At 54.9% G+C, this 24452-nt stretch carries 24 protein-coding genes; 4 read left to right on the forward strand and 20 right to left on the reverse strand.

Going from position 1 to position 24452, the window contains the following annotated elements; translation table 11 throughout:
• Window positions 1-316: 316 nt before the first annotated feature.
• Together M6D89_RS10380 and M6D89_RS10385 are read right to left on the reverse strand one after the other, a co-directional pair.
• Complete coding sequence (locus tag M6D89_RS10380; protein ID WP_253967994.1) at window positions 317-940, reverse strand: prolyl hydroxylase family protein; 624 nt, start codon at window positions 938-940, stop codon at window positions 317-319.
• 129 nt (window positions 941-1069) lie between these two features.
• On the reverse strand, window positions 1070-1921 hold the full coding sequence (locus tag M6D89_RS10385) for a family 15 carbohydrate-binding domain-containing protein (RefSeq protein WP_253967995.1): 852 nt from the start codon (window positions 1919-1921) through the stop codon (window positions 1070-1072).
• Between the two features lie 32 nt (window positions 1922-1953).
• Between M6D89_RS10385 and M6D89_RS10390 the strand changes: the two genes are divergently transcribed.
• Entirely contained in the window at window positions 1954-2391 is a 438-nt protein-coding gene (locus M6D89_RS10390) for a hypothetical protein (protein ID WP_253967996.1), read from the forward strand.
• Window positions 2392-2856: 465 nt separating this feature from the next.
• Window positions 2857-3159, forward strand: a complete 303-nt coding sequence (locus tag M6D89_RS10395) for a putative signal transducing protein (RefSeq protein WP_253967997.1) — start codon at window positions 2857-2859, stop codon at window positions 3157-3159.
• A gap of 21 nt (window positions 3160-3180) precedes the next feature.
• Here the strand turns inward: M6D89_RS10395 and M6D89_RS10400 are convergent, their stop codons facing one another.
• The 4 genes from M6D89_RS10400 to M6D89_RS10415 all read right to left on the reverse strand — a co-directional run bounded on the left by M6D89_RS10400 (window position 3181) and on the right by M6D89_RS10415 (window position 6418).
• Complete coding sequence (locus M6D89_RS10400; RefSeq protein WP_253967998.1) at window positions 3181-3969, reverse strand: sulfite exporter TauE/SafE family protein; 789 nt, start codon at window positions 3967-3969, stop codon at window positions 3181-3183.
• A 71-nt stretch (window positions 3970-4040) separates the two neighbouring features.
• Complete coding sequence (locus tag M6D89_RS10405) at window positions 4041-5081, reverse strand: methionine synthase (protein ID WP_253967999.1); 1041 nt, start codon at window positions 5079-5081, stop codon at window positions 4041-4043.
• Between the two features lie 24 nt (window positions 5082-5105).
• Window positions 5106-6083 carry a DUF1852 domain-containing protein gene (locus M6D89_RS10410; protein ID WP_253968000.1) on the reverse strand — a complete coding sequence of 326 codons (978 nt, stop codon included), beginning with the start codon at window positions 6081-6083 and terminating at the stop codon, window positions 5106-5108.
• Between the two features lie 35 nt (window positions 6084-6118).
• The gene (locus M6D89_RS10415) at window positions 6119-6418 is read right to left on the reverse strand and encodes a hypothetical protein (RefSeq protein WP_253968001.1); all 300 of its coding nucleotides are present in this window, start codon (window positions 6416-6418) and stop codon (window positions 6119-6121) included.
• A gap of 20 nt (window positions 6419-6438) precedes the next feature.
• Here M6D89_RS10415 and M6D89_RS10420 point away from each other — a divergent pair, with 20 nt between their 5' ends.
• Window positions 6439-7458 carry a transposase gene (locus M6D89_RS10420; protein ID WP_253968002.1) on the forward strand — a complete coding sequence of 340 codons (1020 nt, stop codon included), beginning with the start codon at window positions 6439-6441 and terminating at the stop codon, window positions 7456-7458.
• Window positions 7459-7789: 331 nt separating this feature from the next.
• Here M6D89_RS10420 and M6D89_RS10425 read toward each other — a convergent pair whose 3' ends face one another.
• From M6D89_RS10425 to M6D89_RS10490, 14 genes are all read right to left on the reverse strand, one after another.
• Window positions 7790-8170 carry a hypothetical protein gene (locus M6D89_RS10425; RefSeq protein ID WP_253968003.1) on the reverse strand — a complete coding sequence of 127 codons (381 nt, stop codon included), beginning with the start codon at window positions 8168-8170 and terminating at the stop codon, window positions 7790-7792.
• Window positions 8171-8807: 637 nt separating this feature from the next.
• Entirely contained in the window at window positions 8808-9779 is a 972-nt protein-coding gene (locus tag M6D89_RS10430) for an AgmX/PglI C-terminal domain-containing protein (protein WP_253968004.1), read from the reverse strand.
• Complete coding sequence (locus M6D89_RS10435; RefSeq protein WP_253968005.1) at window positions 9779-10300, reverse strand: ExbD/TolR family protein; 522 nt, start codon at window positions 10298-10300, stop codon at window positions 9779-9781. The genes M6D89_RS10430 and M6D89_RS10435 overlap by 1 nt, the downstream gene beginning before the upstream one ends.
• Window positions 10297-10869: an ExbD/TolR family protein gene (locus tag M6D89_RS10440; RefSeq protein WP_253968006.1), complete on the reverse strand. Its 573-nt coding sequence runs from the start codon at window positions 10867-10869 to the stop codon at window positions 10297-10299. The genes M6D89_RS10435 and M6D89_RS10440 overlap by 4 nt, the downstream gene beginning before the upstream one ends.
• A gap of 9 nt (window positions 10870-10878) precedes the next feature.
• Window positions 10879-11553 carry a MotA/TolQ/ExbB proton channel family protein gene (locus M6D89_RS10445; RefSeq protein WP_253968007.1) on the reverse strand — a complete coding sequence of 225 codons (675 nt, stop codon included), beginning with the start codon at window positions 11551-11553 and terminating at the stop codon, window positions 10879-10881.
• A gap of 58 nt (window positions 11554-11611) precedes the next feature.
• Window positions 11612-11917 (reverse strand): hypothetical protein, encoded by a 306-nt coding sequence (locus M6D89_RS10450; protein WP_253968008.1) that lies wholly within the window; start codon window positions 11915-11917, stop codon window positions 11612-11614.
• Complete coding sequence (locus M6D89_RS10455) at window positions 11914-12603, reverse strand: tetratricopeptide repeat protein (protein ID WP_253968009.1); 690 nt, start codon at window positions 12601-12603, stop codon at window positions 11914-11916. The genes M6D89_RS10450 and M6D89_RS10455 overlap by 4 nt, the downstream gene beginning before the upstream one ends.
• Window positions 12590-15550: a tetratricopeptide repeat protein gene (locus M6D89_RS10460; RefSeq protein WP_253968010.1), complete on the reverse strand. Its 2961-nt coding sequence runs from the start codon at window positions 15548-15550 to the stop codon at window positions 12590-12592. Before M6D89_RS10460 ends, M6D89_RS10455 begins: the two co-directional genes overlap by 14 nt.
• Window positions 15547-17481, reverse strand: coding sequence for a tetratricopeptide repeat protein (locus M6D89_RS10465; protein WP_253968011.1), 1935 nt, complete (start codon window positions 17479-17481; stop codon window positions 15547-15549). The genes M6D89_RS10460 and M6D89_RS10465 overlap by 4 nt, the downstream gene beginning before the upstream one ends.
• A complete protein-coding gene (locus M6D89_RS10470; protein WP_253968012.1) occupies window positions 17469-17975 on the reverse strand; it encodes an AraC family transcriptional regulator in 507 nt (168 codons plus the stop codon). The genes M6D89_RS10465 and M6D89_RS10470 overlap by 13 nt, the downstream gene beginning before the upstream one ends.
• 164 nt (window positions 17976-18139) lie before the next feature.
• Complete coding sequence (locus tag M6D89_RS10475; protein ID WP_253968013.1) at window positions 18140-19135, reverse strand: FAD:protein FMN transferase; 996 nt, start codon at window positions 19133-19135, stop codon at window positions 18140-18142.
• Window positions 19136-19195: 60 nt separating this feature from the next.
• Entirely contained in the window at window positions 19196-21559 is a 2364-nt protein-coding gene (locus M6D89_RS10480) for a putative bifunctional diguanylate cyclase/phosphodiesterase (RefSeq protein WP_253968014.1), read from the reverse strand.
• A 73-nt stretch (window positions 21560-21632) separates the two neighbouring features.
• Window positions 21633-22184, reverse strand: coding sequence for a pyridoxamine 5'-phosphate oxidase family protein (locus M6D89_RS10485; RefSeq protein WP_253968015.1), 552 nt, complete (start codon window positions 22182-22184; stop codon window positions 21633-21635).
• 12 nt (window positions 22185-22196) lie between these two features.
• A complete protein-coding gene (locus tag M6D89_RS10490) occupies window positions 22197-22853 on the reverse strand; it encodes a DUF4919 domain-containing protein (protein WP_253968016.1) in 657 nt (218 codons plus the stop codon).
• Window positions 22854-23098: 245 nt separating this feature from the next.
• Between M6D89_RS10490 and M6D89_RS10495 the strand changes: the two genes are divergently transcribed.
• Window positions 23099-24358 carry a PepSY-associated TM helix domain-containing protein gene (locus tag M6D89_RS10495; RefSeq protein ID WP_253968017.1) on the forward strand — a complete coding sequence of 420 codons (1260 nt, stop codon included), beginning with the start codon at window positions 23099-23101 and terminating at the stop codon, window positions 24356-24358.
• Window positions 24359-24452 lie beyond the last annotated feature (94 nt).

Here is a 24452-nt window from a genome sequence, read left to right on the forward strand (position 1 = left end):
CCACGCTATAGACAGGTTTTCACCGCACGACTTACATCGCGTTGTACTCCACTTCCAGCTTGGCAATTTACCACACTTGGCGCAACCGGCCTTGTGCATTGCTAACGATAGAAATACCAAGCCTATAAATTTCAGCGTCAGATCCAAACCAGCCCATTGTGAATCACTCACGAACATCAACACCAGAGATGAACCCCAAAACAAGCCAAAAAGCCATTGATAGGTGAGACGGCGTCTTTTGTTGCCTTAATAGATAGCAGCGCTGTTTAAGAGCTTTTCAGTGCTCATTTTTTACATTCCTGTATTTAACGGAAGATTAACGTAACCGACCTTCTCGAAACCATAAATTACACGCCCACTTTTCTCCGTCTACCACTGGCAACCCGCCGTGTAAACTGTCGGGGTGGCGCTGCGTGCTATTGGGAATGCAGTTATAGAACATCACCATACGGCCGCGCCTGGCGTCTATCTCAAGATCCAACTTGGGAAATCCGGTACCGCCACCTTCGGCGACATCGTTTAAGTAAAAAAGACAGGTCACCAAACGCTGGCCACCCTTCGCCATACAACGCTGTCCGCGTTCGGTATCCGGGTCCCAGGCATCATAGTGCGCCTTGTACTCCTGACTTTTTCCGTAGTGGATCATCTGCAGAGATTCGGCCTGGTTTAAGGGTAAACCCACCAACTCGCTGGCGCGCTGGCACATTTTTTTAATCACCGGGGTTTCGCGGTGGGGAATCCAACAGTTCTGCCCGGTTCGACCCTTGCTCTGAATACCACCCTTCGCACCACTGACTAATGCCTGACGAAACTTGGTAGAGGCCACTTTTTTAAGCGCGGAGATTTCCTGATCTGTTAGAAAATTATCAAAGACCACGATATAAGGGGTTTTATTGAGTTCAAACTCGGCGGGGAAATCGTCTCTTAGTTGGATGGTCATGGGGCACCTTTTTGTTATCGATATAGAATTAAAGGTTACACGAGAGCTATAGAGGGCTCAAAATGAAATTTTAAATAAAAAGGCCCCGCCATCTGGCGGGGCCTTCGGGATAACTCCCGTTCAGCTTATTTATTCAGCATAGTTAATCGTAACGCTGTGAATGACAACACTCCCCTCCCGAGTAGCTCCGGAGTCACCCGGCGCCTGAATACCCACCTGTACTCCAGCATCGTGGGCTATATTCCAGCCAGAAGCGGGTATAGTATAAGTGAAGGTACCGCTAGACAAAACACTATTGTCTATCCAGCCATTGCTAAATTCACCAGCCCATACCGACTTCTCCTGGATAAAGGCTTGCAAAGAATAGCCCGCATCCAGATAGGTACTGTCAACTGTAAACTCATATTCAATGGTCGCACTGTTGAAGTTTACTGGGCTAACAACATCAAATACTGCACCGCCTCCTTCAACAGTAGGGGTGAGTTCGACTCCATTGGCGACATACTCAATAGCCCCCGAATTATTCCCTCTCCAACTATTTTCCATATCAACATTTACAGTACTGCTAGGCTCCGGGGGATCTGCGAGTACAGCCTTGGTAACACTGACGGAGCCTGTCACCGTATCCCCATTAGTATGCATACCTGCTTTGAAACCAGTATCATCGGTAATATTCCAATCTGGCTCATCAGGAATTACACAACTAACCTCCACTTCAGTTGTAGAGACATCGGCATTTCCAATCCAGCACCACTCACCTGGACTTCCATTCTCTGAAAGAGATTGAATAAATGGTTGTAAATTGGCTCCACTACCCTTGTAATCGGATGAGGCACTGTAAGTTAAGGTCAGCACTTTTCCACGTAGATCCATAGGGGTTTCAGCTCTAAAATACAGCTGCTGACTTGATGCATTAGGTTCGTATGAGTACCCACCTGAAATAGAAGAAAAGTTCGTCCCCTCATCGCTGGTCCAGCCCATATCGAAGCTCACGTTTCCTGAACTATCAATGGTTGCAAACTCTGGTTCCGGCTCTGGCTCAGGTTCCGGCTCTGGCTCAGGTTCCGGCTCTGGCTCAGGTTCCGGCTCTGGTTCAGGTTCCGGCTCTGGTTCAGGTTCCGGCTCTGGCTCAGGTTCCGGCTCTGGCTCAGGTTCCGGCTCTGGCTCAGGTTCCGGCTCTGGCTCTGGCTCTGGCTCTGGCTCTGGCTCAGGTTCCGGCTCGGGTTCCGGCTCTGGCTCAGGTTCCGGCTCTGGCTCTGGCTCTGGCTCTGGCTCAGGTTCCGGCTCTGGCTCAGGTTCTGGCTCGGGTTCCGGCTCTGGCTCGGGTTCCGGCTCTGGCTCAGGTTCCGGCTCGGGTTCAGGCTCTGGCTCATTTTGAGTTGGGGGATTATTATCGTCGTCGCTGCCTCCACAGGCGGTTAGGCCCAGGGTGGATAAGGCGAGCAGCATAATGAATATGCGGTATAACATTAGACTTACCTCATTGTTATTATTGAATCTCCGATGACTTTACTGCGACAAAAACTTATGCCTTTTACTTGGCGTGAATTATTGTTTCGTCGAGCAGCAGAAAACTTACCATCATATTTTCGATCTGACTATATGATGCGGAGGTGAAGGTTAAGGAATGTATATGGCGCGAGTATCAATACCACCTTTCAGGTATGCCGTGACTTGTTGCCCCAAGGATTCATCAACAGCAATTTACCCTTTAAATACAGATACTTATATAACAAATATAAGCTTTTGAGGGGGTTCATTAAAACCGAGGGTGTTATGTTATCGGTTACTTGAAAATGTTAAGATTTATTTGAAATATAAAGGTTACTCTATATTTCAAATACCCTTTTAATGTTTTTACTTATAAAAATACTTTAATATATAGCCATTATTTTGGCTTCACACAGCGCTAAAATATGAAACTTGTCTATACCCACGAGAACAAACTTCTTGTCGAGAATACGGCAAACCTGCTGCGCCAAAAGGGCATAGAATCGACCCTTGAAAATGAGTTTGCCGCCGGTGCTATGGGTGAGTTATCACCCCTACAAACCTGGCCGGAGCTTTGGGTGAACGAGGGCGATTACCTCCATGCTAAAGGCATTATTGCTCAGCTAGCTGAGACCGCTATGGGGGCCCCTTGGCAATGCCCAGCGTGTAGCGAAGAAAACGACGCCAGCTTCGAGCTATGCTGGAGCTGCCAGCAGGAAAAGCCATAACTGGAAAACGTCGGCGGCGTGTTAGGCCACTAAAAAACGAATCCCCACCACAAAAAGCAATACCGCAAACAATTTTTTAAGAAGTTTAGCGTCCAGCGAATGGGCCAATTTCGCTCCAACTCGGGCGCTGGGCACACTGGCAATAGCAATGCCCAGCACCGCTGGCCAGTATACGTAACCGGTACTCCATGGGGGTAAGTTCGGGTGATTCCAGCCCGCAACTATATTGGTAATGGTTGCCACAAGCGCAATGGGTAAACCGCAGGCGGCGGAAGTTGCCACAGCGTTTCGCATACTAACCCGCAACCAGGATAAATAAGGCACGGTAAAAGTACCGCCGCCAATGCCGAACCAGGACGAGCCAAACCCTATCACCCCGCCTGCAACCCCTAAACCGACTGCACCCGGTTCACTTCCCTCGCCCGGCGGCTGCCAGTTAAGCAGCATTTTGATCGACAGCAGTAACGCGAATACACCGATCAGCTTTTGCAGCACGGGCCCGGGTACCGAGGAAATAAAGAACACCCCTATCGCCGTACCGGCCACAAGGCCCAGTGCCATCAGCTTAACGATTCGCCAAATAACCGCGTTGTTACGGTGGTGCGTCCATACCGAACTGATGGAGGTAAACACAATACTGGCCAACGACGTTGCCACAGCCATATGGGTAAGCACGTTCGGCGAGACACCGGCGCCGATAAAGCTGAAAATAAGTACCGGCACAATCACCATACCGCCGCCAATGCCAAATAACCCCGCAAGCAGACCGGCGAAAGCGCCCACCAATAAGTACATCAAAAACAGGAACATGGATCCCCTTAAAATCAAAATCCCGAATCCGCCTCAGCCACGCCCACCAGGCGGGGCGCTGAGGGCGTTTACTAGCAAGCCGTTTCAGCTGATAACTCTTGACGCACGATTTGTGCACCCGCACTCAGGGCATTCAGTTTACCTCTGGCAACCTGTCGCGGCAGGGGCGCCATACCGCAATTGGTGCAAGGGTAAAGCTTGTCCGCATCCACAAACCTTAGGGCTTGTCGCAGGGTATCGGCGACCTCCTGTGGCGTTTCGATTTTCTGGCTTGCCACATCAATAGCCCCTACCATCACTTTTTTACCGCGAATCAGCTCCAGCAAATCCATTGGCACGCGAGAGTTGTGGCATTCCAGTGAAATAAAATTAATACTTGAAGCTTGCAGCTTGGGAAATACCTCTTCGTACTGACGCCATTCAGAGCCCAGAGTCTTTTTCCAATCAGTGTTGGCCTTAATGCCATAGCCATAGCAAATATGCACCGCTGTTTCACACCGAAGCCCTTCAATGGCCTTTTCCAATGCGGCAATACCCCAGTCGTTTACCTCGTCAAAAAATACATTAAAGGCAGGCTCATCAAACTGAATAATGTCTACACCTGCCGCCTCTAGCTCTTTCGCCTCCTGGTTAAGAATTTTGGCAAACTCCCAGGCCAGCTTCTCGCGACTTTGGTAATAATCGTCAAACAGGGTATCGATCATGGTCATCGGACCGGGTAACGCCCATTTAATCGGCTGCTGGGTTTGGTTACGCAAAAATTTCGCATCGTCTACGAATACCGGGTTTTTCCTGGCCACAGAATCCACCACCACGGGCACACTTGCCTCATAGCGATCGCGAATTTTAACCGTTTTTCGCCGTTCAAAATCCACACCGTTTAAGTACTCGATAAAGGTCGTCACAAAGTGTTGTCGGGTTTGCTCGCCGTCGCTGACGATATCAATACCAGCTTGCTGTTGCTCTTGCACGGCCACACGCAAAGCGTCCTGCTTGCCTTCAATCAATTTATCGCCCTGCAGCTTCCAGGGGGACCACAGTTTTTCCGGTTCAGCAATCCAGGCGGGCTTAGGCAAACTACCCGCCGTTGAAGTTGGTAATAATTTTTTCATGGGTGTCTCGAGTTTTCTAATGGCTTAAACCGCGCAGCTGGCTGCCCAGTGCTCCAGAACGCTTTGATAGGGTTTCATAAAATGCTCTTCGGCAAACTTACCCTGCTCAACGCCCAGCTTGCTGCGCTCCTCGCGGTCATACTCAACCTGAGTTAGGGAGTAGTCACGGTGTTGCAAACTCGGCTGATAGCGTGCTCCCGCTTCACTGTTGGCATTGTAGATTTCCGGGCGATAGATCTTCTGAAAAGTCTCCATTGTGCTAATGGTGCTGATAAGCTCAAGATTGCTATAATCGCTCAGCAAGTCGCCAAAAAAGTAGAACGCCAAAGGCGCCGCACTCTTGGGCGGCATAAAATAGCGAACCTGCAGCCCCATTTTTTTAAAATACTGCTCTGTTAGCGACGACACATTCGGTTGGTACTCAACCCCCAACACCGGATGCTGATTCTCAGTACGGCTATAAGTTTTGTTATCCGACACACTCAAACAAATAACGGGTGGCTTACGAAAACTCTGTTTGTAGGCGGCAGAGCTGATAAAGCTTTTAAATATTTTTCCATGCAACTCGCCAAAGTCTGCAGGAACACTAAACTTCGCTTGATTTTTATTGTGCTCGCGCAGCACCACACTAAAGTCGTAATCGCGCACGTACGAAGAAAAGTTGTTACCCACAATGCCCTCAATACGCTTGTTCGTTTTGCGATCAACGATATGGGTTTTGAGAACCTCAATGGCCGGAAAGGCATCATCACTACCGGCAATATCCATTTCCACCGAAATTATCTCCAGCTCCACCGAGTAACGATCGCCTGTGGGGTTGTCCCAATGGGCCAAAGCATTAAACCGATTGTCAATCATCCCGAGCGCGTTGCGCAGATTCTCCTGCCGGCTCTCCCCGCGCGCTAAATTGGCGAAGTTCGTGGTAATGCGCGTACTGTCCGCAGGGTGATAATTTTCATCGAAATCGATGCGTTTAATCGAAAACGTAAACTCGCTATTCATGATAATCCGCTGCCCTATAGTCCGATAAATCCAATTTAGCTTTCGGTCTTACAAGGCATTTGAGCGTTCCAGTCAGTAACCATCTTGCCTAACGCCGAAAACAGGTGTGATTTATACGCCAGCAAACACATGAATAAAAATGCTATTAATTCATCTAAAGATGCACTTAATTCATACTTTGCAAAAGTACCAGTTTCAGGGAGGCTTAAAGGACGCAAAGAGGGGCCGGGCTGGCACCCGGATTCGAGGACACCCATATATTTGACACTTTGCAAAGGATTCAAGGACATCCACATATTTGACAACACCACACCGCTGAACCAAAGTACAATCACAGTGTGCTCAAGGAGGAGCTATGACCCAGCCACGGAAACAGCTGATTTCTCTCGACGACACCCCCTATTATCATTGCGTCTCGCGCTGCGTTCGCCGGGCCTTTCTATGTGGCTCGGGGGAAGGCTACAACTTTGAGCATCGCAGGGGCTGGATCGTGCAGAGACTCAAGCAGCTATCGGCGGTATTTGCAGTGGATGTGGCCGCTTACGCTGTTATGTCCAACCACTATCATGTGGTGCTTCGTGTTAATAAGCCCCTTTCCGACAACCTCAGCCGGGACGAGATCATTCGCCGCTGGCGGACACTGTTTAAGGGTCCACCCCTGGTTCAGCGCTATCTAACAGGCGCAAGACTGAACAAACCCGAAGTGGACGTAGTAGACGAAGTTGTCGAACAATGGCGCAGCCGCCTATGCGACATCAGCTGGTTCATGCGCTGCCTCAATGAACCCATAGCGCGCTGGGCCAACCAGGAAGACAATTGCACCGGCCGGTTCTTTGAGGGGCGCTTTAAAAGCCAGGCGCTGCTGGATGAACGCGCCATACTCAGCTGTATGGCCTATGTAGACCTTAACCCCATCCGCGCCACCATAGCTGATACCCCCGAGGCCTCAGACTTTACCAGCATTCAGGAGCGCCTGGGTATAGAGCCCACCACCTCAGTCGAATCACCGGCCGGTAACGATCAAGACAAGCCCTTGGCACTGGCCGAGCTGATGCCCTTTGCCGGGAGCGAGCATCAAAACAACTCACCCAACCACCTGCCTTTTGATCTGAGCGACTACCTAGAGCTGGTAGACTGGACCGGTCGCGCCATTCGAGGCGACAAACGCGGCGCCATCGACACAAAGCTCCCCACTATACTCGACAGGCTTGGCCTACCCTCAAAAGACTGGCTTGATACCTGCTGCCACATCGAGCGGCGTTTTGGCCGAGCCATTGGCCCGGTCGCCAAAGTCAGTGAGTTGTGTGAATCGTTAAACTTAAACTGGATACACGGCATTCAGAACTGCCGAAAGCTTTACCCGAAAACCAGCTGACAACTACCCCTCCTCCAGAAGCCTTAGCGCTAGCGGCTAGCAAGGATTCGCGTGTCCGAAATACGCCATTTTCACTAAAAAGCCGTTTATGGCTTTCCACCGGATAGCCTGAGCCAAGAACCGTCGGCTATAAGCGCGAACAGAGAGCGCGTTAATCAGTCTGTGGGTGTCTTATATTTACCGTTAGTGCTCGCGTCGAGCAAGGGTTCGCGTGTCCGAAATACGCCATTTTCACTAAAAAGCCGTTTATAGCTTGTCACCGGATAAACTGAGCCAAGAACCGTCGGCTATAAACGCGAACAGAGAGCGCGTTTATCAATCTGTGGGTGTCCTATATTTTCGTTATGCCTGCCTCGACGCCCATAATACTTCCCACGGAGGCAGCAACAGTAGCAACTATGACTTTTGTACCCTGCTCACTTACTTCTTCAAGTGATTTTCTCAATTGGTCGTATTTTGAATCACTCCTGCATATCAAAGTGAAAATTTCATGTTTGACCTGCTTCCAATAGCTTTTTGGAGGCCTCGATTCTTTTTCTTGTTTGGCTCGGGCAATAAAAACTTCTTTGTCGCCAGCGGCGGCCATAGGTTTGGATAACCCTTCTCTGTACATAAAGATTGCAGCATCTTCTGGATCATCTTCATATACGAACAAGGCTGGAGCCATATACTTCAACTCTGTTTCAGATAATCCTGCTATCCAGTTATTCATGATCTTCCTAATTGATTACACGTAACAGCTAATTCATCAGCATGGTCAGATACACACATAATGTCTATATCTGACCATATATTCCTATATAGACATGTCTGAATATGAATGCGCAAGAAACTGCTGGGGCGATTATCCTTTATTCGCTATTTTTAACAGACCGCTAAAGGCTACCTCTGAACAACAAGCAACTCGGAAACATTAAAATGATGGGCATGCGTCAATGATGAGATACTGCCCTGTATGTCCCCAGCCTCCTGGCTACGCCAATGTTTTATAGTTGTACTGCGTAACAACAATAAACGCATGTTTTGATGAAGAAAATAGTGCCATAGGCCAGCCCGTTTAGCAACGGGCTGGCGTCGGACGTTTACATCTGAGCCGAACAATCGTCCGCTACGAAGCGCCGCTTTTGGCCCCCGTATATCCCGCCGAACGGAGGCCTGCTTATTGGGGGTACGCGCACAGGACGTGCGCACAAGCATCGACAGGCCATGGACGGCCTGTCGATGCGGCCCCCAAAAACAGGTCGGAGTGAGGGAACCCGCAGGGCGGGATCTCCGGGGTGAGTTTCTTGGCTACTTCTTTACTCATCTAAAGAAGTAGCTCGCAACGCCCGGCGACCCGGGCAAAAAACCTACAGTTGCGGCAAAAAATTCAAAGTATAATTCCGCGTAGTCACCACCACATCATCCCTTGCCGGAAAGGTAATCAACTTAACCCGCGCCAACACCTTCGCCTCCAACTCGGGATCGTTAAGACCCGAGCTAACAATGGTGACATCGGCGAGGGTACCATTGGGGTTAATCACCAGCGCCAGTACTATTTTACCCTGCAACGCGGGGTTGCTGCGCAGGGCGCGGCGGTAGTAACGGTCCAGCGCGCTGGCGTGCTGGCTCATGACCTGCCGAATTTCTTCGTCGCTGCGCTGGCCACGGCTTTTGCTTTTCTCGGGCTGGGTTGAAGCCACGGCATCTTCGCCGCCCAGCGGGCTTTCAACCTGGGTAGTTTCGCGCCCCGACAGAGCCACGCCGCCGGTATCGGTGGAAAGCTCGGCGGTGTTAATGCCGCCACTATCGGCTTGGGCGTTGCTGGTAATGAGGTCGCGCTGGGTTTGCTCGGCTTCGGCCTGGCCCCGGGTAATGTCATTGCTGGCTACGGCCTGGGTGTCGATGGCCTCGCGCATATCGCTCAGGGCATCCTGGAATTGCAGCACGCCGGTGGTTTTGGCTTTTTCCCGCGCTTTATCCACTTCAGTGACCGGTTCTGGTTCGGGCTCGGGCGTTTCTTCGGGTTCTGGTTCCGGTTCGTCTTCGGGCTCAGGTTCCGGTTCGGGTTCTGTTTCTTCTTCAGGCTCCGGCTCCGGTTCCGGCTCGGGTTCAGGTTCCGGCTCTGGCTCCATCTCCTGCTTTTCCAGCAGTACCCGCGCCAGCTGCGGGGGCAGCTCTTCTTTTTCTTCGCGCTCGATTTCTGGCAGGTTAATCAGCGGTATGGTCACCCCCAGCACGACAAATATTGCCACGGCGCCTACAAGTATTTTGCCAAAGCGCGAGTCGTCGGCGGCGCTGCGATTAAAGGGTGACGAAAGCTCGGGGTTACGGCGGGCCATTACCGGGCGGCCCCCTCAAGCGCTTCGCCGCGCTTGTCGGCGGTTTTATTAACCGCCAGGGAAATATCGCGGTAACCCGCCTGGGCGCAGGTGTTCATGACCTGTTTAAGCAGCGTATAGGGAATGGCCTTATCGCCCATAATGGTAATGGGCAGGCCCTTGGCCTGTTGCTCGGGGGTGATGTTGCGGCGCGAGGCGCGGTATTCCAGCTCGGTTAACAGCGGGGTAATTTCCGCGTCCTCGCCAATGCTGGCGATGTCGGTTACCGGGCGGCCGCCCACCAGAATATTCTGGTCGTTTACCATGACCACCAGAGTGGTCTCGGGCACGGTGTCGGCGATAGAAGCCGGCAGCTTAATGGATTTATCGTTGGTTAGTACCTCAACGTCGGAGGAGTTCACCAACAAAAAGAACACCAAAATGGTGAAGATATCCATCAGCGACACCAGATTCAGCTTGGGCACATTCTGGTTGCGGCGATGGTGCTTGGCCATACGTTTGGCGCGCAGCGATTGCTTCATGGCGCACCTCCGGTAACGGTGTCGCAGGGCACCTGATCGCGCAGCGGATCATTCTCGGGGGCATCGCCCAAAGACACATCGGGGAAGAGCGAGGCGTCCACCACGTTTGCCGCTACCACCGCTTTAAACGAGCGCACCGCATCCATGGTGCTGACAATGGTCTGGTAATCGGTATCGGGCTGGGCGAGCAAAACAATGTCGTTTTTCTCGATTTGATACTCGTCTTCCAGGCGCACCTTAATCTGCTGCAGGGCTTCGTTCAGTTGGGTGTAGTTATGGCTACCGGCCAGCTCGCCCTCTGGGTGGGGGCAGACCGAAAAGGCGCGGTTACCCGCCGGATGGTTAATTCCGAGATAATCGGGGTAAATAACCACCTCTAAAAAGTCCATGTCTTCGGTTTCTGTCGCACTGCTGGACGAGGCCGAATCGGGTAGATTCAGCTCCAGCACGGTAATGCGCGAGAACACCATGCTCAGCAACAGCACCGGCACCAATACGATCATCAGATTCATAAAGGAGGTGATGTTGAGCTCGGCTTCCTCGTTGTGGCGCCGTCTTCTAAAGCGCATGAGCCCGCCTTAAACGCCCGCCTTGGGGGCCGCCTGGGCGGCGGGTTTGGCTGGGGCCTTACCGGTTAGCAGGTTCAGGCATTTCACCCCGGTCATTTCCAGCGAATCCACAAGCTCGGTGGTTTTGGTTTGCAGCATGGCGTGAAACAACAAAAGCGGAATGGCGGAAATAAGACCAAAGGCGGTGGTGTTCATGGCCACCGAAATACTGTTAGACAGCAAGGTCGCTTTCTCGGCCGGGTCGGCCTCGGCGACGGCGGTAAAGGCGGCGATTAGGCCGATAATAGTGCCCAGCAGCCCGAGCAAGGTGGCGATATTGGCAAGGGTGGCGAGATAGGGCGTGCGCTTTTCCAAGCGGGGCATGGCCTCTAACACGCCCTCTTCCATGGCCAGCTCGATATCATCGCGGTTGCCCGACTGGCCCATGCGCGCCACCCCGGCGGCGACAATGCGCGCGATGGGCGCGTCATCGGAGCGGCCCATTTGCACCGCGCCCTGATAGTCGCGCTTTCTAAGCAGCGGCATAACCCGGTTAAACGCATTGGCATTGGCGCGCTTGGCGGCGCTAAGCACTAGGTAGCGTTCTACGGCAATCACCAAACCAATAATCAGCACCAGCGCAATGGGGTACATAAAAGGTCCGCCGTTTTGAAAAAAACGTACGATCGTCGAGAAAAAATCCATAGTCTTTTTACCTTATTAATGACTCGCTGCAGCCGGTTTGACGCCGACCCATTATGCCTTAATTTTCCAGCTCTGTTTGTGACTGCGCTGGGCTTTTTACTTCAGTATTTTCCGAAGGCGCCTCAACGTCATCTAACAACTTTAATTCCCGGGTTAACTCCGAGCGCTCCAAGTGTTGATAAACCGCCGCGGATTGATCGCGCACCACATCATACTTGAGTGTGGGACTGTCGAGCGTTTGCCAGGGCACAATATACAATACCTGAGGTTGCTCCTGGTTGCCGGTAATGTTGCTTTGCAGGTTATCGTCCTGCCCCACGGCCAGCGCGGGTACCAGTACCAATCCATACAATATTTTGTTCACACGCCCTCCCCGGCTTTGATGCGCCTTTGCAAATCGATAATCCAACCGTTCAGCGTCGCATTCGGCTCGCCCTGGGTTTGCTCGATAATAATTTGCGCGGCCTGATAGTGTTCCAACGCTTCGGGCCAGTCGCCGGTGTAAATATCCAACAAAATGCCCAGGTTTTTGTGGGCGGCGACACTGTGAGGCCAAACCTCCAAAGCCTGCTCGTAGTTGTTTTGCGCCTGCGTGAAGTTACCCTCGCGCCGCTCCAGTGCGCCCAAATGGTTGTAGGCATCTACGTTTAAGGGGTTGGCGGCCAGCGCGCGTTCAAACGCGGCGCGGGCCTGGCCGGGCTCGTTAAGTTGTACCCAGACAATACCCAGGTTTAACCAGGGACCGGACAGTTCCGGCGCCTGAACCACCAACTGCTGCAGGGTTTGGCGCGCGCCGCTCCACTGCGCGTTTTGCATTTGCCGCTGGGCGCGGGCAAAGGCGCTTTGGACATCGGCGCTGACGTTGGGTGCAGGCGAGTCTAAATAAGGGTTACGGGTGATAGGGCCTGCGGGTAAAGCCGAATTATCAAACTCGGGGACTACCGCCTCGGCGTCGGTGGGTTCGGGCACGGGCGCTTTTTCGGGCGCACTGGAACAACCGATCAGCAGCAACCCCACGATAAGTGGCGCAAACCATTTAGCGAATCTCACGGGCCACCTCCACGGTCTGTTCTTGTTTGCCGTAACGCGCGGGCAAAAGTTTAGCCAGCGAGTCGATACTGGCCGCGACCCATTCATCGTAAATACCGCCCCAGCTGCGCTCGGCGTTGGCCTTGTGCAGGTCGATGGCTTTTTCCTCGAGGGGGAAGACCTGCTCTTCCAACAGAATATCGTACTGTTCCAGCTCCAGGGCGTTAAGATTATCCGGGCGTTCGGAGTCCATTAAATCCCGCGCCAGCGAGGTATAAATCTGGCCGATAAAATAATTGGCGCGGGTGGTAAAGTCGGCCACCTTAAAATCCAACACTCGCTGCTGTGCCGCCAGGGCGTCATCCAGGGCGGCGCGCTTATTCCCCAGGCTTTGTTTAATGGGCAGGGTTAAGGCGATATTTTTAAAGCGGTTGTACGGGGCCTCGGCCAGGGTGGCGGCGGCCTGGGCACCCAAATACTGGCTGCGCTCGGTGGGGTTGGCGCGGGCGGTTTTAATAATCCGGTCGAGCCAGAAGTCCCGGCTTTGGACATCGCCGACCTCGTTGTACAACTCGGACAAACGCAGCTCGACCTCTAACCGATCGGTCACCGGCTCGGCGTAGGTGTGTGCATAGTCGCGGTAGTGATCGCGCGCGCCCTGCCAGTCGCCGTCTTTATCGTAGTACTCGGCCGCGCTAAGCAGTGATTGCCGCCCCAGCTCAGTGCCGGAATTGGCCGTCGCCTGTTCGCTTAGCAGGGCGGCGGCCTGGGACCAATCTTCCTGCGCCTCGTAAATCACAATCAGTTTAGCGGGTAAGCGTGTACCCAGCTCGTGGCCCGGGTAACTGGCATTAAACTCGGTCAGCAGGCTTTCGGCCTGGGCGTAATCACCCGCCATTTGCGCGGCGTGGCCGGCGTCGAACAACGCGGTGGCAGCGATGTCGGTAGCGGGTAATTCGCGGTGAATCCGCAGCAGCAGATCAATGCCTGCGGCGGTTTCCCCGGCGGCCAGTTGCGCCTGGCCCTGCTGGTAAATACTGGCGGCAATACGCTCGTGAATCTCGGCGGCGGTGGGGGCGCCCGACTGCTGACCATACTCAGTGTGCAAATCCAGCGCTTGCCAATAGGCCTGTTCGGCGGCTGGGTAATCTTCTTGCGCAAAGCGCGCGTGGGCCAGGGTTAGCCAGGCGGTGTAGCGCGAGTCGCCACCCGGCTCGGGCTGCCAGTCGATAACCTGCTGAGCAACGGTCGCGGCGCGGTGATAATCCTGCTGCTGCAACAGCTCGGGCGCGGTTTGGGTAAGTACCGCCAGGGCGCGGCTGTCATCCGGGTAAATGCGCGCAAACTGCAGGGCGTTATCAATTTTGCGCTCTTGCCACTGCCACAGCTGGCTTTGCACTGGCTCGTCGGCGAGCGTTGAGGTGGCCAATGGCTCGCCCTTGCTGGCGCGCTCCACCAGTGTTTGCGCCAAGAGTACCGAGCTGTAACCCGCCTCGGCGCCGTAGTCTTTGTCAATGCGGTCAAACGCAACTGTCTCGTAGGCGCTTAAGGCGGCAATGGTGCGGCCGCTGTCTTGATAGGCCTCGGCCATTAAAAAGTTCATTTCCCCCGCGCGCTCGTCCAGCGGGAAAGTCACAATAAACTCTTCGTAGCGCGCCGCGGCGGCGCTGTAGGCGCGGTTTACATCGGCGCGCGAGGGCGCCTCGGCCGCAGGCTGATTTAAGGCCAGTTGCAAGCGCTGGGCTTCGGCGTGGTTATGGCGCGCCAACTCTTCCAAATACAGCCTTAGCTGGGCCAGGGCCTCGCTGCTCATATTGCGCGGGCGGTTGTTGCGCACTTGCTGGCGGGCGGCCAGGGCACTGGTGGTTTGGGGAATGCCCGCGCGGGCCTGCCAGTAGCGGCTGTAAATGCCGTATTGATCCACATAGGCCTCTTTGGCGGGCAGCACCAGCGAGGGAAAACCACCTGCCTGGTAAGCCTTAATCTCGCGAATGGAAAAATCCGGCGCCATGTCCGACTCGGGGTTATTACTCACAAACCGGGCGTAGGTATCGGCGCTATCCAGGTAGCGATCTTGGGTTTGGTACAGCTGCCCCAACTGCTGATACAGCCGGTGCTGGTAGGGCCGGGTGCCGATTGCGCGCTGCTGCTCGGCAATGGACTGGGCGCCGTCGAGGTTGGCGTAGGTAAAACTAATAACCCGCAGGGTGTCGTCCACCAGGTTGCGCTGGTTGGGGTCCATGCGGGTCAGGCGCGTCTCGACCTGAGAGGGCAAGGTCGCCCCAGCAAAGGCCTGATCCAGCAGCTGGGTAAACCGCGCCAGAGCGTCCTCGTAACGCCCCTGTTTGTAGGCCGCCCAGCCCTGCATATAGAGCGCATTATCGGCAAAGGCGCTGGTGGGGCTGGCGGCCACCACCTGATACAACCCACCGGCGCGCTCGTAGTCACCCGCGGCAAAGGCCCGTTCGGCGCGGCGGAACTGGGCCTCGTGAATATAGGGCGACTCGGGAAAGCGGCGCGCCAGCTCGTCCAGGGTGGCGGCGGCCTCTTGGTCGCGGCCATCCAGCGCGTAGGCTTTGGCGAGTTTGTAATAGAGCGCATCCGGCGCGGTGGCGACCGACTGCTCGGGGTCTTGTTGGTAGTCCTCCACCAAAGCTTGATAGTGGGCGATAGGCTCAGCAAAAAATGCGGTTAGGGTGCGGGCCTCTTGCTGGGCTTGCTCGCTGCGGGCCATTTCCAAATCGGCCAGGCGCACCTGAATATGGTGGCGTACCTCGGGGTCGGTGGCCACCTGCAAAGCGGTGCGGTACTGGGCCTCAATCTGGGCCAGGTCCGCCGCCTTAACGCCTTCGTCTTGATCGGGCAGAGTCGCCTCGGGCAAATCCGCGAGGGTGCGGCTGTCCTCCACCGGATTATGGCTGCAGGCGGCGAGCAGCACCGCGAGGGCTAAAGGCGTCACCCGGATCACGGTTGCACCTCGGGCAATTGCGGGCCGTCGGACGGGGGATCAGCGCGGTAGGCATCGTCCAGCAGCCGGGCAATACTTAAACGCGTCTGGGCCAAATAATCGTTTAGGCGCACACGGTGATTGGATAAATGCTCGCTCAGGGTATCGGCCAAGGCATTACCTCGCTCTTGTATGGCCTGCCTGAGCGCCGCCAACTCGCGATCATTGCGCGCACTTAAACGGTTTAACGCCGCGAGCCCGGCATCGATATCCGGCTCGCTTTGCAACAGCGATTGAATCCGGGTGGCGCGCTCGTCCGCCTCGGCCAGGGTTGCCTCGGCGGTGGTTAGCGGCTTTTGTACCTGCCACAGGTTGTGGGCAAACTGCTCGTGGGCGCGCCAACGGAGAATACCGCGATAAAGCTGTAGCTTTGCGGCAGTATCGGGCGGCAGGTTTTGCTGCCCTTGCAACTGGCTGAAGCTTTGTTCGGCGCGCTGCAAACGCAGCCACAGTTTAGCGGTATCGCCCGTTGCCAGCGCCATGGCATTGCGCTCTTGCGCCAGAGTTTGCAAGCGCTGCCGTTGTTCACGATGTGCAGCACCAAGCGCCGCCGGTTGTTGTAGTGTTTGTTGCTGCTGCAATTGCGCGGCGCGTTCGACCCGGCGCTGACGTTTGTCCTCCCACAGCTGGGTGTAAATCACGAGTTTGTTTTGCCACTGTTGCAGTTTATCCGCCAGGCCCAACAGGTCGCGAAGGTTCTGCACCCGGGCCTGAAAATCATCGCTAATCAGTAATTCATCCAGGTAAGTTAAGTCGCTTTGCAGCACACTGACCTGATCCAGCGAAAGCCAGTTTTGACGGGAATGGGTGTCGCCCCATTGCAGGCTGGGGTGCGACTCGGCATCGTTTAAGTGGGCTAAAAGCTCCGATCCGCTCATGCGCGCGAGCGCGGCATCCAGCTCGGCCAATTCGGCGGTGAGTAGCAGCTCGGACTCGCGATAGGCGCCGAGCGCGGCGCCAGTGGAGTCAATCTGCTCGTAGGCCCAGGGCACGGCGATTAACGATTCCTGCACCGCCGGGTCCAGCAGGGATCGCTGGCGCAGCGCTTGCCAGGGCTTTAGCGCCAATACGTAATCGTGGTAGCTGGCCGCCGCCCAGCCATAGCCCAGCAGGGCGCGATTGGCGAGCGAGGTATCCAGCCGCACCCCGCGAAACGCCGCCTTGGCCGAGGCGTAGTCGCGCTGTTCCAAGTAGCTGTAGCCCAGCGCGGTGTAGACCTTATCGCGAATGGCCAAATACTCATCCACCCGCGCCTCGTCCTCGGGGGCATCTTCGTCCAGCATGGCCCGGTAGTAGCTTTGCGCCCGAATCGGATCGCCCCCACGGGCGGCGCTGTTGCCCAAGTTCAACAGTGCCAGATAGCGATTGTCCGCCAGAGGCTCAAGCAAGGGGGCGGCCGTTGCTAGGCTGGGAGCCCCGGATTGCTGAATGCGCAAATGCACTGCCAGCAGGGCTGACTCGTCGCTAAGATGCGGGGGAAGCGCCTCGCCCACGGCCTGTAAATGCTGCCGGGCGGCGGCATAGTCGCGGGCTTGGTAACTGAGCCGCGCCAAATAATAATGCGCTGTGTCGCGAACCGGCTCGGGCTCGCCCTGGCCCAAATGGGCCGAGAATTCGGCGCGCGCGCGCTCGGTCATGCCATAGGCGAGGTACATCCCGGCGCGCATTAGCTGGGGGTAATGGCCGTGGCCGCTCATGCCGCCGCGCTGATTGGCAAGCTCCAGGGTAGTGAGGGCCTGGGCAAAATCGCCCTGATAGTAGTGGTACAAGCCTTCGCCGTAATCCAGATCTTGCGCCGCCGAGTGGGTCTGCGTTGCAGGCGGGCTCGCCGCCAGGGCCGCGGCGCCCCACAGCGTCAGCGCTAGGGCGATACTGTGACTTACAGCTCCCATTGCTTAATTTCAAACACCGGTTGTAACTTGGCCGTCGAGTCGACAATTTTTAACTCTAGCACCAGCGGGGCGGTGGTCTTTTCTACCTGCAGCGACGCCGCACGTTTGTAGGGCTGGCCCTGGGGCCCTTCGCCGGTAAAGAAGGCGCTGATTTCGTGTGCGCCGCTTTTGATGTTGCCCAAGTACAGTTTCTGCACGCCGCCGCGAATCAGTGCGTCCACCTGATTGTCGGTATAGAGTTCGCTGGTGACAAACGTGTCGTCAATTTTGACCTTGACCGCATCCAGGGCGAAGTACTCGGCAACATCCATACTCAAGTACAGGGCAATTTGACTGCTGGGCGGGTAGAGCAGCTCTTCTTCCAGAATAAGCAAATCGCGATTTAGCTCTAGGGCGCGCTGCTTCAGCGTCTGGGCGTCCGCAGCGGGATCGCTCTGGGCGCCGGCGGGCAAGCACACCAGGCACAGCGCCAGTAATAATAGTGTTCGAATCATTGTATCTTCCTGTGAGGCCGGCCCCGCCATCGCCGGGTCCGCGCTATACCCTATTGTAGAGAGATGCGCCGCGTCGCGTTGTGATAGCTATCACCCTGTTGTCCACCGCTGTCTGATGCACCTACTATTGCCGATCAGCGCGACGCGATCAAGGCCCGGGCCGCTCACTGTTCGCCCGCCGCCAAACCATCGCTGTAATGCACCTTGCCCTTACGGGTGATAATCACCGCATCGAAACCGCTCAGACGATTAATCAGCGCCAGCCCCTCGTCTGCGCCCAGCACAAACACACTGGTCGATAGGGCATCGGTATCAAACCCTCGGGGGCCAATTATGGTCACACTGGCAAGCTCGGCGGTGCTTTTACCGGTTTGCGGGTTAATAATATGGTGGACCCAGTCGCCATCCTCATTGATAAAGTAGCGTTCGTAATCCCCCGAAGTGGATATAGCGGTATCAGTTAAAGGTAAGGTAATAGCGACCCCCTCGCCACCGCGAGGCTTTTTAATGCCCACCATCCAGGGGCGGCCGCGCCTGTCACCCAGCACCCGGCTGTCGCCCCCGGCGCTGACGCTGGCGTGCTGCACGCCGTCGTTTTCCAGCAACTCGATAGCGCGATCCACGGCATAGCCCTTGGCGATTCCGCCCAAATCGATATACACCGCCGGGTGCTGGTAATAAACGCTCTGCTCCGTTTTATCCAACACGACATGGCGGTAATCAATGGCTTCGGCCAGCTGCTGAGCTTGACTGTCGCTTGGGGCCTTGCCCGCGCGATAGTCGTAATAACGCCCCACCGAGGCAAAAGTAATATCGAAGGCGCCATCGGTTAAGCGGCCGTAAAAAAGCGACTTATCCAGCAGGCGTGTCATTTCTGCGTCTATTGCAATCGGCTTGTTTACCGCTTGAGGCTTGGCAGCCTCGCGATTGAGCCGCGATAGCTCGCTGGTCTCTCGGTAGGGACTGTAAGTATTATCGATGCGCTTCATTTCCTGCATCACTTGCGCGGCCAAGGCCTCGCCGCGCGCTTGGTCGGTGTGCCACAAGCTGACACTGACCCGAGTGCCCATAATATCGGCTTGCCGATGCACCCATTCGGCATGGGCAACCGTACTCAAAACCAGTGCGGCTAAGGCCCACACAAACACCAACAATCGCATACCGGCGTATCCACTCCCACAGATTAAAAACCTATAATACGAGAGTCATAGCGCCTGTGGCTAACAATCTGTTTCTTTGAGTAGCTCAATCAGCGAGCTGGGCTTGTGCACGCCAAAGCCCTGAGCGTAATCCACGCCCATGGCCTTGAGTAACTGCAAACACTCGTCGTTTTCTACAAATTCGGCAATCGTGGACTTACTGAGGGTTTGTCCGACTTCGTTAATCGCCCGCACCATAGCCAAGTCGGTTTTGTCATCGACAATATCGCGCACAAATACCCCGTCAATTTTTAACGTATCGACAGGCAGGCGGCGCAAGTAACTAAACGAGGACAGGCCGGTACCGAAATCATCTAACGCAAAGCTGCAGCCAATTTCGCCCAGAGCTTCCATCAGCGCAATGGCCTCCAATAGGTTATTAACCGCTGCCGTTTCGGTGACTTCAAAACAGATTTTCTCGGGCGGCACCGGGTAGCGCTCAAAGCATTGCACCACAAAAGTGTAAAACTCCGGCTGATCCAGCGAGACGCCGGACAAATTGATATGGCATTTCGCCAGCTTCTGCAAATGTTTGGGGTGCGCCGCCAAAAGCGATAAGGTGTGTTCAATCACCCAGCGGTCAATTTGATTGGCCGCACCGAAACGCTCCGCTGCGGGTAAAAAAGCCGCCGGCGAGACAATCTTGCCACTTTCATCGCGCAGCCGCACCAGCACTTCGTAGGAAAGCAAATCGGTCTCTTGTTGCAAAGGGGCAATGCGTTGCGCATCCAAAAAGAGCCGATCATTTTCCATAGCTTCGCGAATCCGGCCCAGCCAGTGCATTTCACCTTCGCGCTGCTGTTGAAACTGATCGTTCTCGCGCGAGACATATACCCGGTTGCGACCCTTATCTTTCGCCAGGTAGCAGGCGATATCCGCCGCCCGCATAATCGATTCGGTATTTTGCGCGGTGGCCGAAATAGCCACCACGCCAATACTGCAGCTGATGTTATAGCTGTGACCGTCCCAGCTAAAATGAAACTCCTCCAAAGCCGCACGGAGTTTTTCGGCAACTTTCTCTGCCGCCTCCAGCGAGCAATTCTCTAAAACCATGGCAAATTCGTCGCCCCCCAGGCGGGCAAACATATCGCAGTCGCGCAGTTCACGACGAAAAACATCCACTACCTGTTGCAGCAATCGGTCACCGGCAAAATGCCCCGAGGTATCGTTAACCACTTTAAATTGATCTAAATCGATAAAGCAGAGCGCATGGCTGGTACCCTCCACTCGGGCACGCTTAAACGACTCGCCCAAGCGCCGCTCAAACGCGCGGCGATTGTACAAACCGGTAAGCACATCGTGGGTGGCCTGAAAGTTCAACTCTTTGGACAGCCGGCGAGACTCGGAGATATCTTCCACAATTACCACACAATCGGCCGCACTGCTGGCGCGCGAATAGGTCAGCCGCGCCCATAAGACCCCGCCACCCAAACGGTTTAAACGCTGCTCTACGGTAAAGCGGGGTAAAACCCCGGTGGCCAGCTGGCGACATTGGGCATCGTCAATCTCCCAATCTTCGGGGTGCACAAAATCGCGCAACGGGGTACCCGTTAATTGCTCGGCCTGAATATTTAAAATATCGGCAATGGCCGGGTTCGCCCGAGTGACTACCCCCGCGGCATCCAGGTGAACGATACCCACCGCCGCCTGGGTGAATATCGCCTGAAATTTTTCCTGGGTACCTTGTAGCAGTCGCACCAAGCGCCAGATAAGTAATGAGGCCAGAACCGCAAACACAATAAAAAACACCAGACTCGCCAGCGTTAACGTATCGGTTAACCAGCGATTGGTGCTAGTCATGACCTCGCGAAACTCGGATGCCAGCTGTTGCAACCTTATATTGTTGCCGTGCAGCGCCTGCTTGAGTTGCTGCAATCGTTGAGGATTCGGTGGGCCACGCCAATAGTGCTCTAAATCATCAGCGATACGGGCTAGCTCAAGAATATAGGGATCGGAGTCACGCCAGAGAGAAAAGGCTCGTTGCAGCTGGCCCAGATCGCCAAAATCGCGATAGAGCCAAATCATCAGGCGGGCATCATCGGGATGATTGGCGCCACGAACAAACGCCGCCACCACCACATCATCGGATGATTTCGCTTCCAGCTCCAGGCGCCCGTGTCGATCGGACAGCGGAACGGACAAATACTCGCGGGCGGCTTGTAAATCGCTGCGCTGCCCCTGTTCGGCGTAGCGACTTAGGTGATGAACGGCACCTATCTGCGATTGATTCCAAACACTCAGACCACTTAAATAAGCGCTGGCTGCGGCCTGTAGCTGAACCATACCTACGGACATACTGGTGGCAAGCCCCAACAGAGTCAGCAAACCTGCAACCAACAAGGCGATTTTAAACGGAGGAGCAAACTGGGGTTGCGATCGATCCATGAGCGACGATTATTTCGATGCGGGTGTTTACATTATATTTAAGCATCCCGTGGCGGTGTTTGCCACATTACTTCTAGCCCAGGGAGGGCTCAATACCGGTTTCCAAGCCATCAATACTCTGCCGGTTCTTATTAGCCCAATAATCGCGCACTCCTGTGTCACCTTTTTTCTCGGCCCATTGCTTTAACTGGTCGCGATCCCCTTGATAGTCAAAAAAAGGAACCGCCATACCGCAGGAGGCCTGTACTAAATCCACATCCAATTCAAACACCTGGCGCGCGCCGGGCAGTGGCGTAAAGTGAGAGTAGTACGACTGCCATTCGCTATCGCCATGATGAATAACACGCGCCTGACCATAGAGGCGCAAAATCATCGGCGCCCCCTCGAAAGCGCAAAACATAATGGTCATGCGGGGGTTGATACGCACATGCGCCGCCGTTTCGTTACCCGAGCCGGTCACGTTTAGCCAGACAACCCGGTTGGGCCCTAAAACCTTAAGAGAATCCATCCCTTTGGGAGAGACGTTAACGCGACTATTGTCGGTGGCAGTCGCGACAAAAAACATTTTTTGGCGGGCAATAAAAGTTTGTAGAGGTTCACTGATTTCGCTGTATTGGCGTCCCATAATTCCTTTAACCTACAGAGTGTTATATTCGCTCCAGCCTTTGTCCCACTGGCTGGTGATATCAAAGTACCAGGTAAATTGCCGCCCCGTTACCGGCTCTTTGACCTCGACCACATCATAGGCGCGTCCGCCCTCTTCACGCTCCAGCCCCTGACCAATCATCTCCAACCCCTGGCTTTGAATAAACACCTGCAGCTCGGGGGTACTGGTACAGAAAAAGGCTTCGTCTTTGCTAGTGCCATTGCCCGAAGACCAAATGGCCTCGACCAAACCGTTCAGCATAACTTGATGAAAGCTGCCCGCATCGTCGTTGCCCAGCATTTCCTCACACATCATCGCACCATAATGGCCGGGCAAGCTGATGTAGTTGGTTTTTAAAATGCTTTGGGCATGCTCGGAACAGCTGCGCCAGTCTTCGCGCCCCATAGCCTCGAACATAACCGGGGAAAGCGTAATTTCGGCACCCGCGTAAGGGGAGTAGTAGCTGGTTTTAACATAGACTTCGCGCAGGCTGATCAGATCGGGCAGGGTCGTGTTTATGGCCACACTCTGGACTAGTTCGCGGTAAGCACTGTCGGCCCCCTTCTGAGATTGGGTATCGGGGCCGCTCCCCGTATGGCTACAGCCACTCAGGCACAGTATTAACCACGCCAGTCCAATCGCGCGCATATCAAGCTCCTTTTTGCCTGCTCTGATACCCGACACTGTCCGCAAAACCGGGCAGTGGCCGGGAGGGGCACTTGCCCACACCTGGAAAAGACGAAGCATAGCACGCTACTGCTGCGATGCTGAGCCTGCCATGGGGTTTCAACAGCCTGGGTGACAATCTTTTTCACATAACGCACACGAAATAGTAATGATTTGTATTACAATGGCGTCTTATTTTTAAGCAGTAACAGTTTCAGGTAATTCCAATGCGCGCTTTTATGCTACGTCTGCACCGGTATATGGGGCTGACTATCGCCGTTTTCCTGGTCATCACCGGTGTAACCGGTGCCATTATCTCGTGGGATCACGAGCTGGACGAATGGCTCAACCCCCATCTAAACGAGACACACACGAAAGGCACTCCCATCGCCGCCACCGAACTGGCAGCAATGGTTGAGAAGGAATTCCCCAAGGTAGAAGTCACCTACTTTGAGCTGGCGCCCGAGCCCGGCCACTCGCAATACTTTTGGGTGGCGCCCCGGGTCAACCCGGAAACCGGGCACTTGTACAAGCCCGAGTTTAACCAGGTGTACGTTGACCCGGTCAGCGGCGAGATTATGGGCAAGCGCCTGTGGGGCCAGGTGTGGCCTATTACCGGCGAGACGTTTATGTCTTTCTTGTACAAGCTGCACTTCAGCCTGCACATCCCCGAGTTTTTCGACATAGACCACTGGGGCCTTTGGCTGCTGGGCGTAATCGCACTGATTTGGACCTTTGACTGTTTTGTGGGCTTTTACCTCACCTTGCCGCGCAACAAAGGTCGCGAGCGCAAAAACGGCCGCGGTTGGATGAGCCGCTGGGCACCGGCGTGGAAAATCCGCCGCACCGCAGGGCCCATACGTTTTAACTTTGATTTGCACCGCGCCCTGGGCCTGTGGACCTGGCTGCTGCTGTTTATCATTGCCTTTACCGCCTTCTCGCTCAACCTGTATCGCGAGGTGTTTTATCCGGTAATGTCTATGGTGTCGGATGTGACCCCATCGCCGCTGGAAGAACGCGTGCCCAACGACCACGACGAGCCCATTACACCGACACTGACCTTCAGCGATATCGAGACCCTGGCGCGCACCGAGGGTGATGCCATCGGCTGGACTCAACCCGTGGGCTCTATTTGGTACGCCCGAGAGTGGGGCATGTACCGCGTAGAGTATTTCGCCGGTGGTGACAGCCACGGCGCTGGCGGCGTGGGCCACGAGGCCCTGTTCTTTGATGGCCATACCGGCGAAGTACTGGGCGATTTTGTGCCCTGGGAAGGCACGGCCGCCGATATTTTTGTGCAGGCGCAATTCCCGTTGCACTCGGGCCGTATTCTCGGCTTACCCGGTCGCATTTTAATTTCCATTATGGGTATTGTGGTGGCCGCCCTCAGCATCACCGGGGTGGTTATCTGGTGGCGCAAAGTGAAGGCCAAAGAAAAGCGCATAGCACAAATGCAAGCCGAGGCGCGGCCCGCTACCGCCTCTTAAACACCGATCAAGGCCAGCTTAGCTGGCCTTTTTTGTGGGCATAGACAAGCGGACTTTCAATCGCAAAGTTTACGCGCTATTTTTACTGTTCACC

It is taken from the genome of Gilvimarinus xylanilyticus (genome assembly GCF_024195295.1).
Taxonomy (GTDB): domain Bacteria; phylum Pseudomonadota; class Gammaproteobacteria; order Pseudomonadales; family Cellvibrionaceae; genus Gilvimarinus; species Gilvimarinus xylanilyticus.

What these genes read in the sequence shown, in the direction of transcription:
- M6D89_RS10380 (WP_253967994.1), bottom strand. Translation starts at nt 940, where the DNA reads ATGACCATCCAACTAAGAGACGATTTCCCCGCCGAGTTTGAACTCAAT.
- M6D89_RS10385 (WP_253967995.1), bottom strand. Translation starts at nt 1,921, where the DNA reads ATGGGCTGGACCAGCGATGAGGGGACGAACTTTTCTTCTATTTCAGGT.
- M6D89_RS10395 (WP_253967997.1), top strand. Translation starts at nt 2,857, where the DNA reads ATGAAACTTGTCTATACCCACGAGAACAAACTTCTTGTCGAGAATACG.
- M6D89_RS10400 (WP_253967998.1), bottom strand. Translation starts at nt 3,969, where the DNA reads ATGTTCCTGTTTTTGATGTACTTATTGGTGGGCGCTTTCGCCGGTCTG.
- M6D89_RS10405 (WP_253967999.1), bottom strand. Translation starts at nt 5,081, where the DNA reads ATGAAAAAATTATTACCAACTTCAACGGCGGGTAGTTTGCCTAAGCCC.
- M6D89_RS10410 (WP_253968000.1), bottom strand. Translation starts at nt 6,083, where the DNA reads ATGAATAGCGAGTTTACGTTTTCGATTAAACGCATCGATTTCGATGAA.
- M6D89_RS10420 (WP_253968002.1), top strand. Translation starts at nt 6,439, where the DNA reads ATGACCCAGCCACGGAAACAGCTGATTTCTCTCGACGACACCCCCTAT.
- M6D89_RS10425 (WP_253968003.1), bottom strand. Translation starts at nt 8,170, where the DNA reads ATGAATAACTGGATAGCAGGATTATCTGAAACAGAGTTGAAGTATATG.
- M6D89_RS10430 (WP_253968004.1), bottom strand. Translation starts at nt 9,779, where the DNA reads ATGGCCCGCCGTAACCCCGAGCTTTCGTCACCCTTTAATCGCAGCGCC.
- M6D89_RS10435 (WP_253968005.1), bottom strand. Translation starts at nt 10,300, where the DNA reads ATGAAGCAATCGCTGCGCGCCAAACGTATGGCCAAGCACCATCGCCGC.
- M6D89_RS10440 (WP_253968006.1), bottom strand. Translation starts at nt 10,869, where the DNA reads ATGCGCTTTAGAAGACGGCGCCACAACGAGGAAGCCGAGCTCAACATC.
- M6D89_RS10445 (WP_253968007.1), bottom strand. Translation starts at nt 11,553, where the DNA reads ATGGATTTTTTCTCGACGATCGTACGTTTTTTTCAAAACGGCGGACCT.
- M6D89_RS10465 (WP_253968011.1), bottom strand. Translation starts at nt 17,481, where the DNA reads ATGGGAGCTGTAAGTCACAGTATCGCCCTAGCGCTGACGCTGTGGGGC.
- M6D89_RS10470 (WP_253968012.1), bottom strand. Translation starts at nt 17,975, where the DNA reads ATGATTCGAACACTATTATTACTGGCGCTGTGCCTGGTGTGCTTGCCC.
- M6D89_RS10475 (WP_253968013.1), bottom strand. Translation starts at nt 19,135, where the DNA reads ATGCGATTGTTGGTGTTTGTGTGGGCCTTAGCCGCACTGGTTTTGAGT.
- M6D89_RS10480 (WP_253968014.1), bottom strand. Translation starts at nt 21,559, where the DNA reads ATGGATCGATCGCAACCCCAGTTTGCTCCTCCGTTTAAAATCGCCTTG.
- M6D89_RS10485 (WP_253968015.1), bottom strand. Translation starts at nt 22,184, where the DNA reads ATGGGACGCCAATACAGCGAAATCAGTGAACCTCTACAAACTTTTATT.
- M6D89_RS10490 (WP_253968016.1), bottom strand. Translation starts at nt 22,853, where the DNA reads ATGCGCGCGATTGGACTGGCGTGGTTAATACTGTGCCTGAGTGGCTGT.
- M6D89_RS10495 (WP_253968017.1), top strand. Translation starts at nt 23,099, where the DNA reads ATGCGCGCTTTTATGCTACGTCTGCACCGGTATATGGGGCTGACTATC.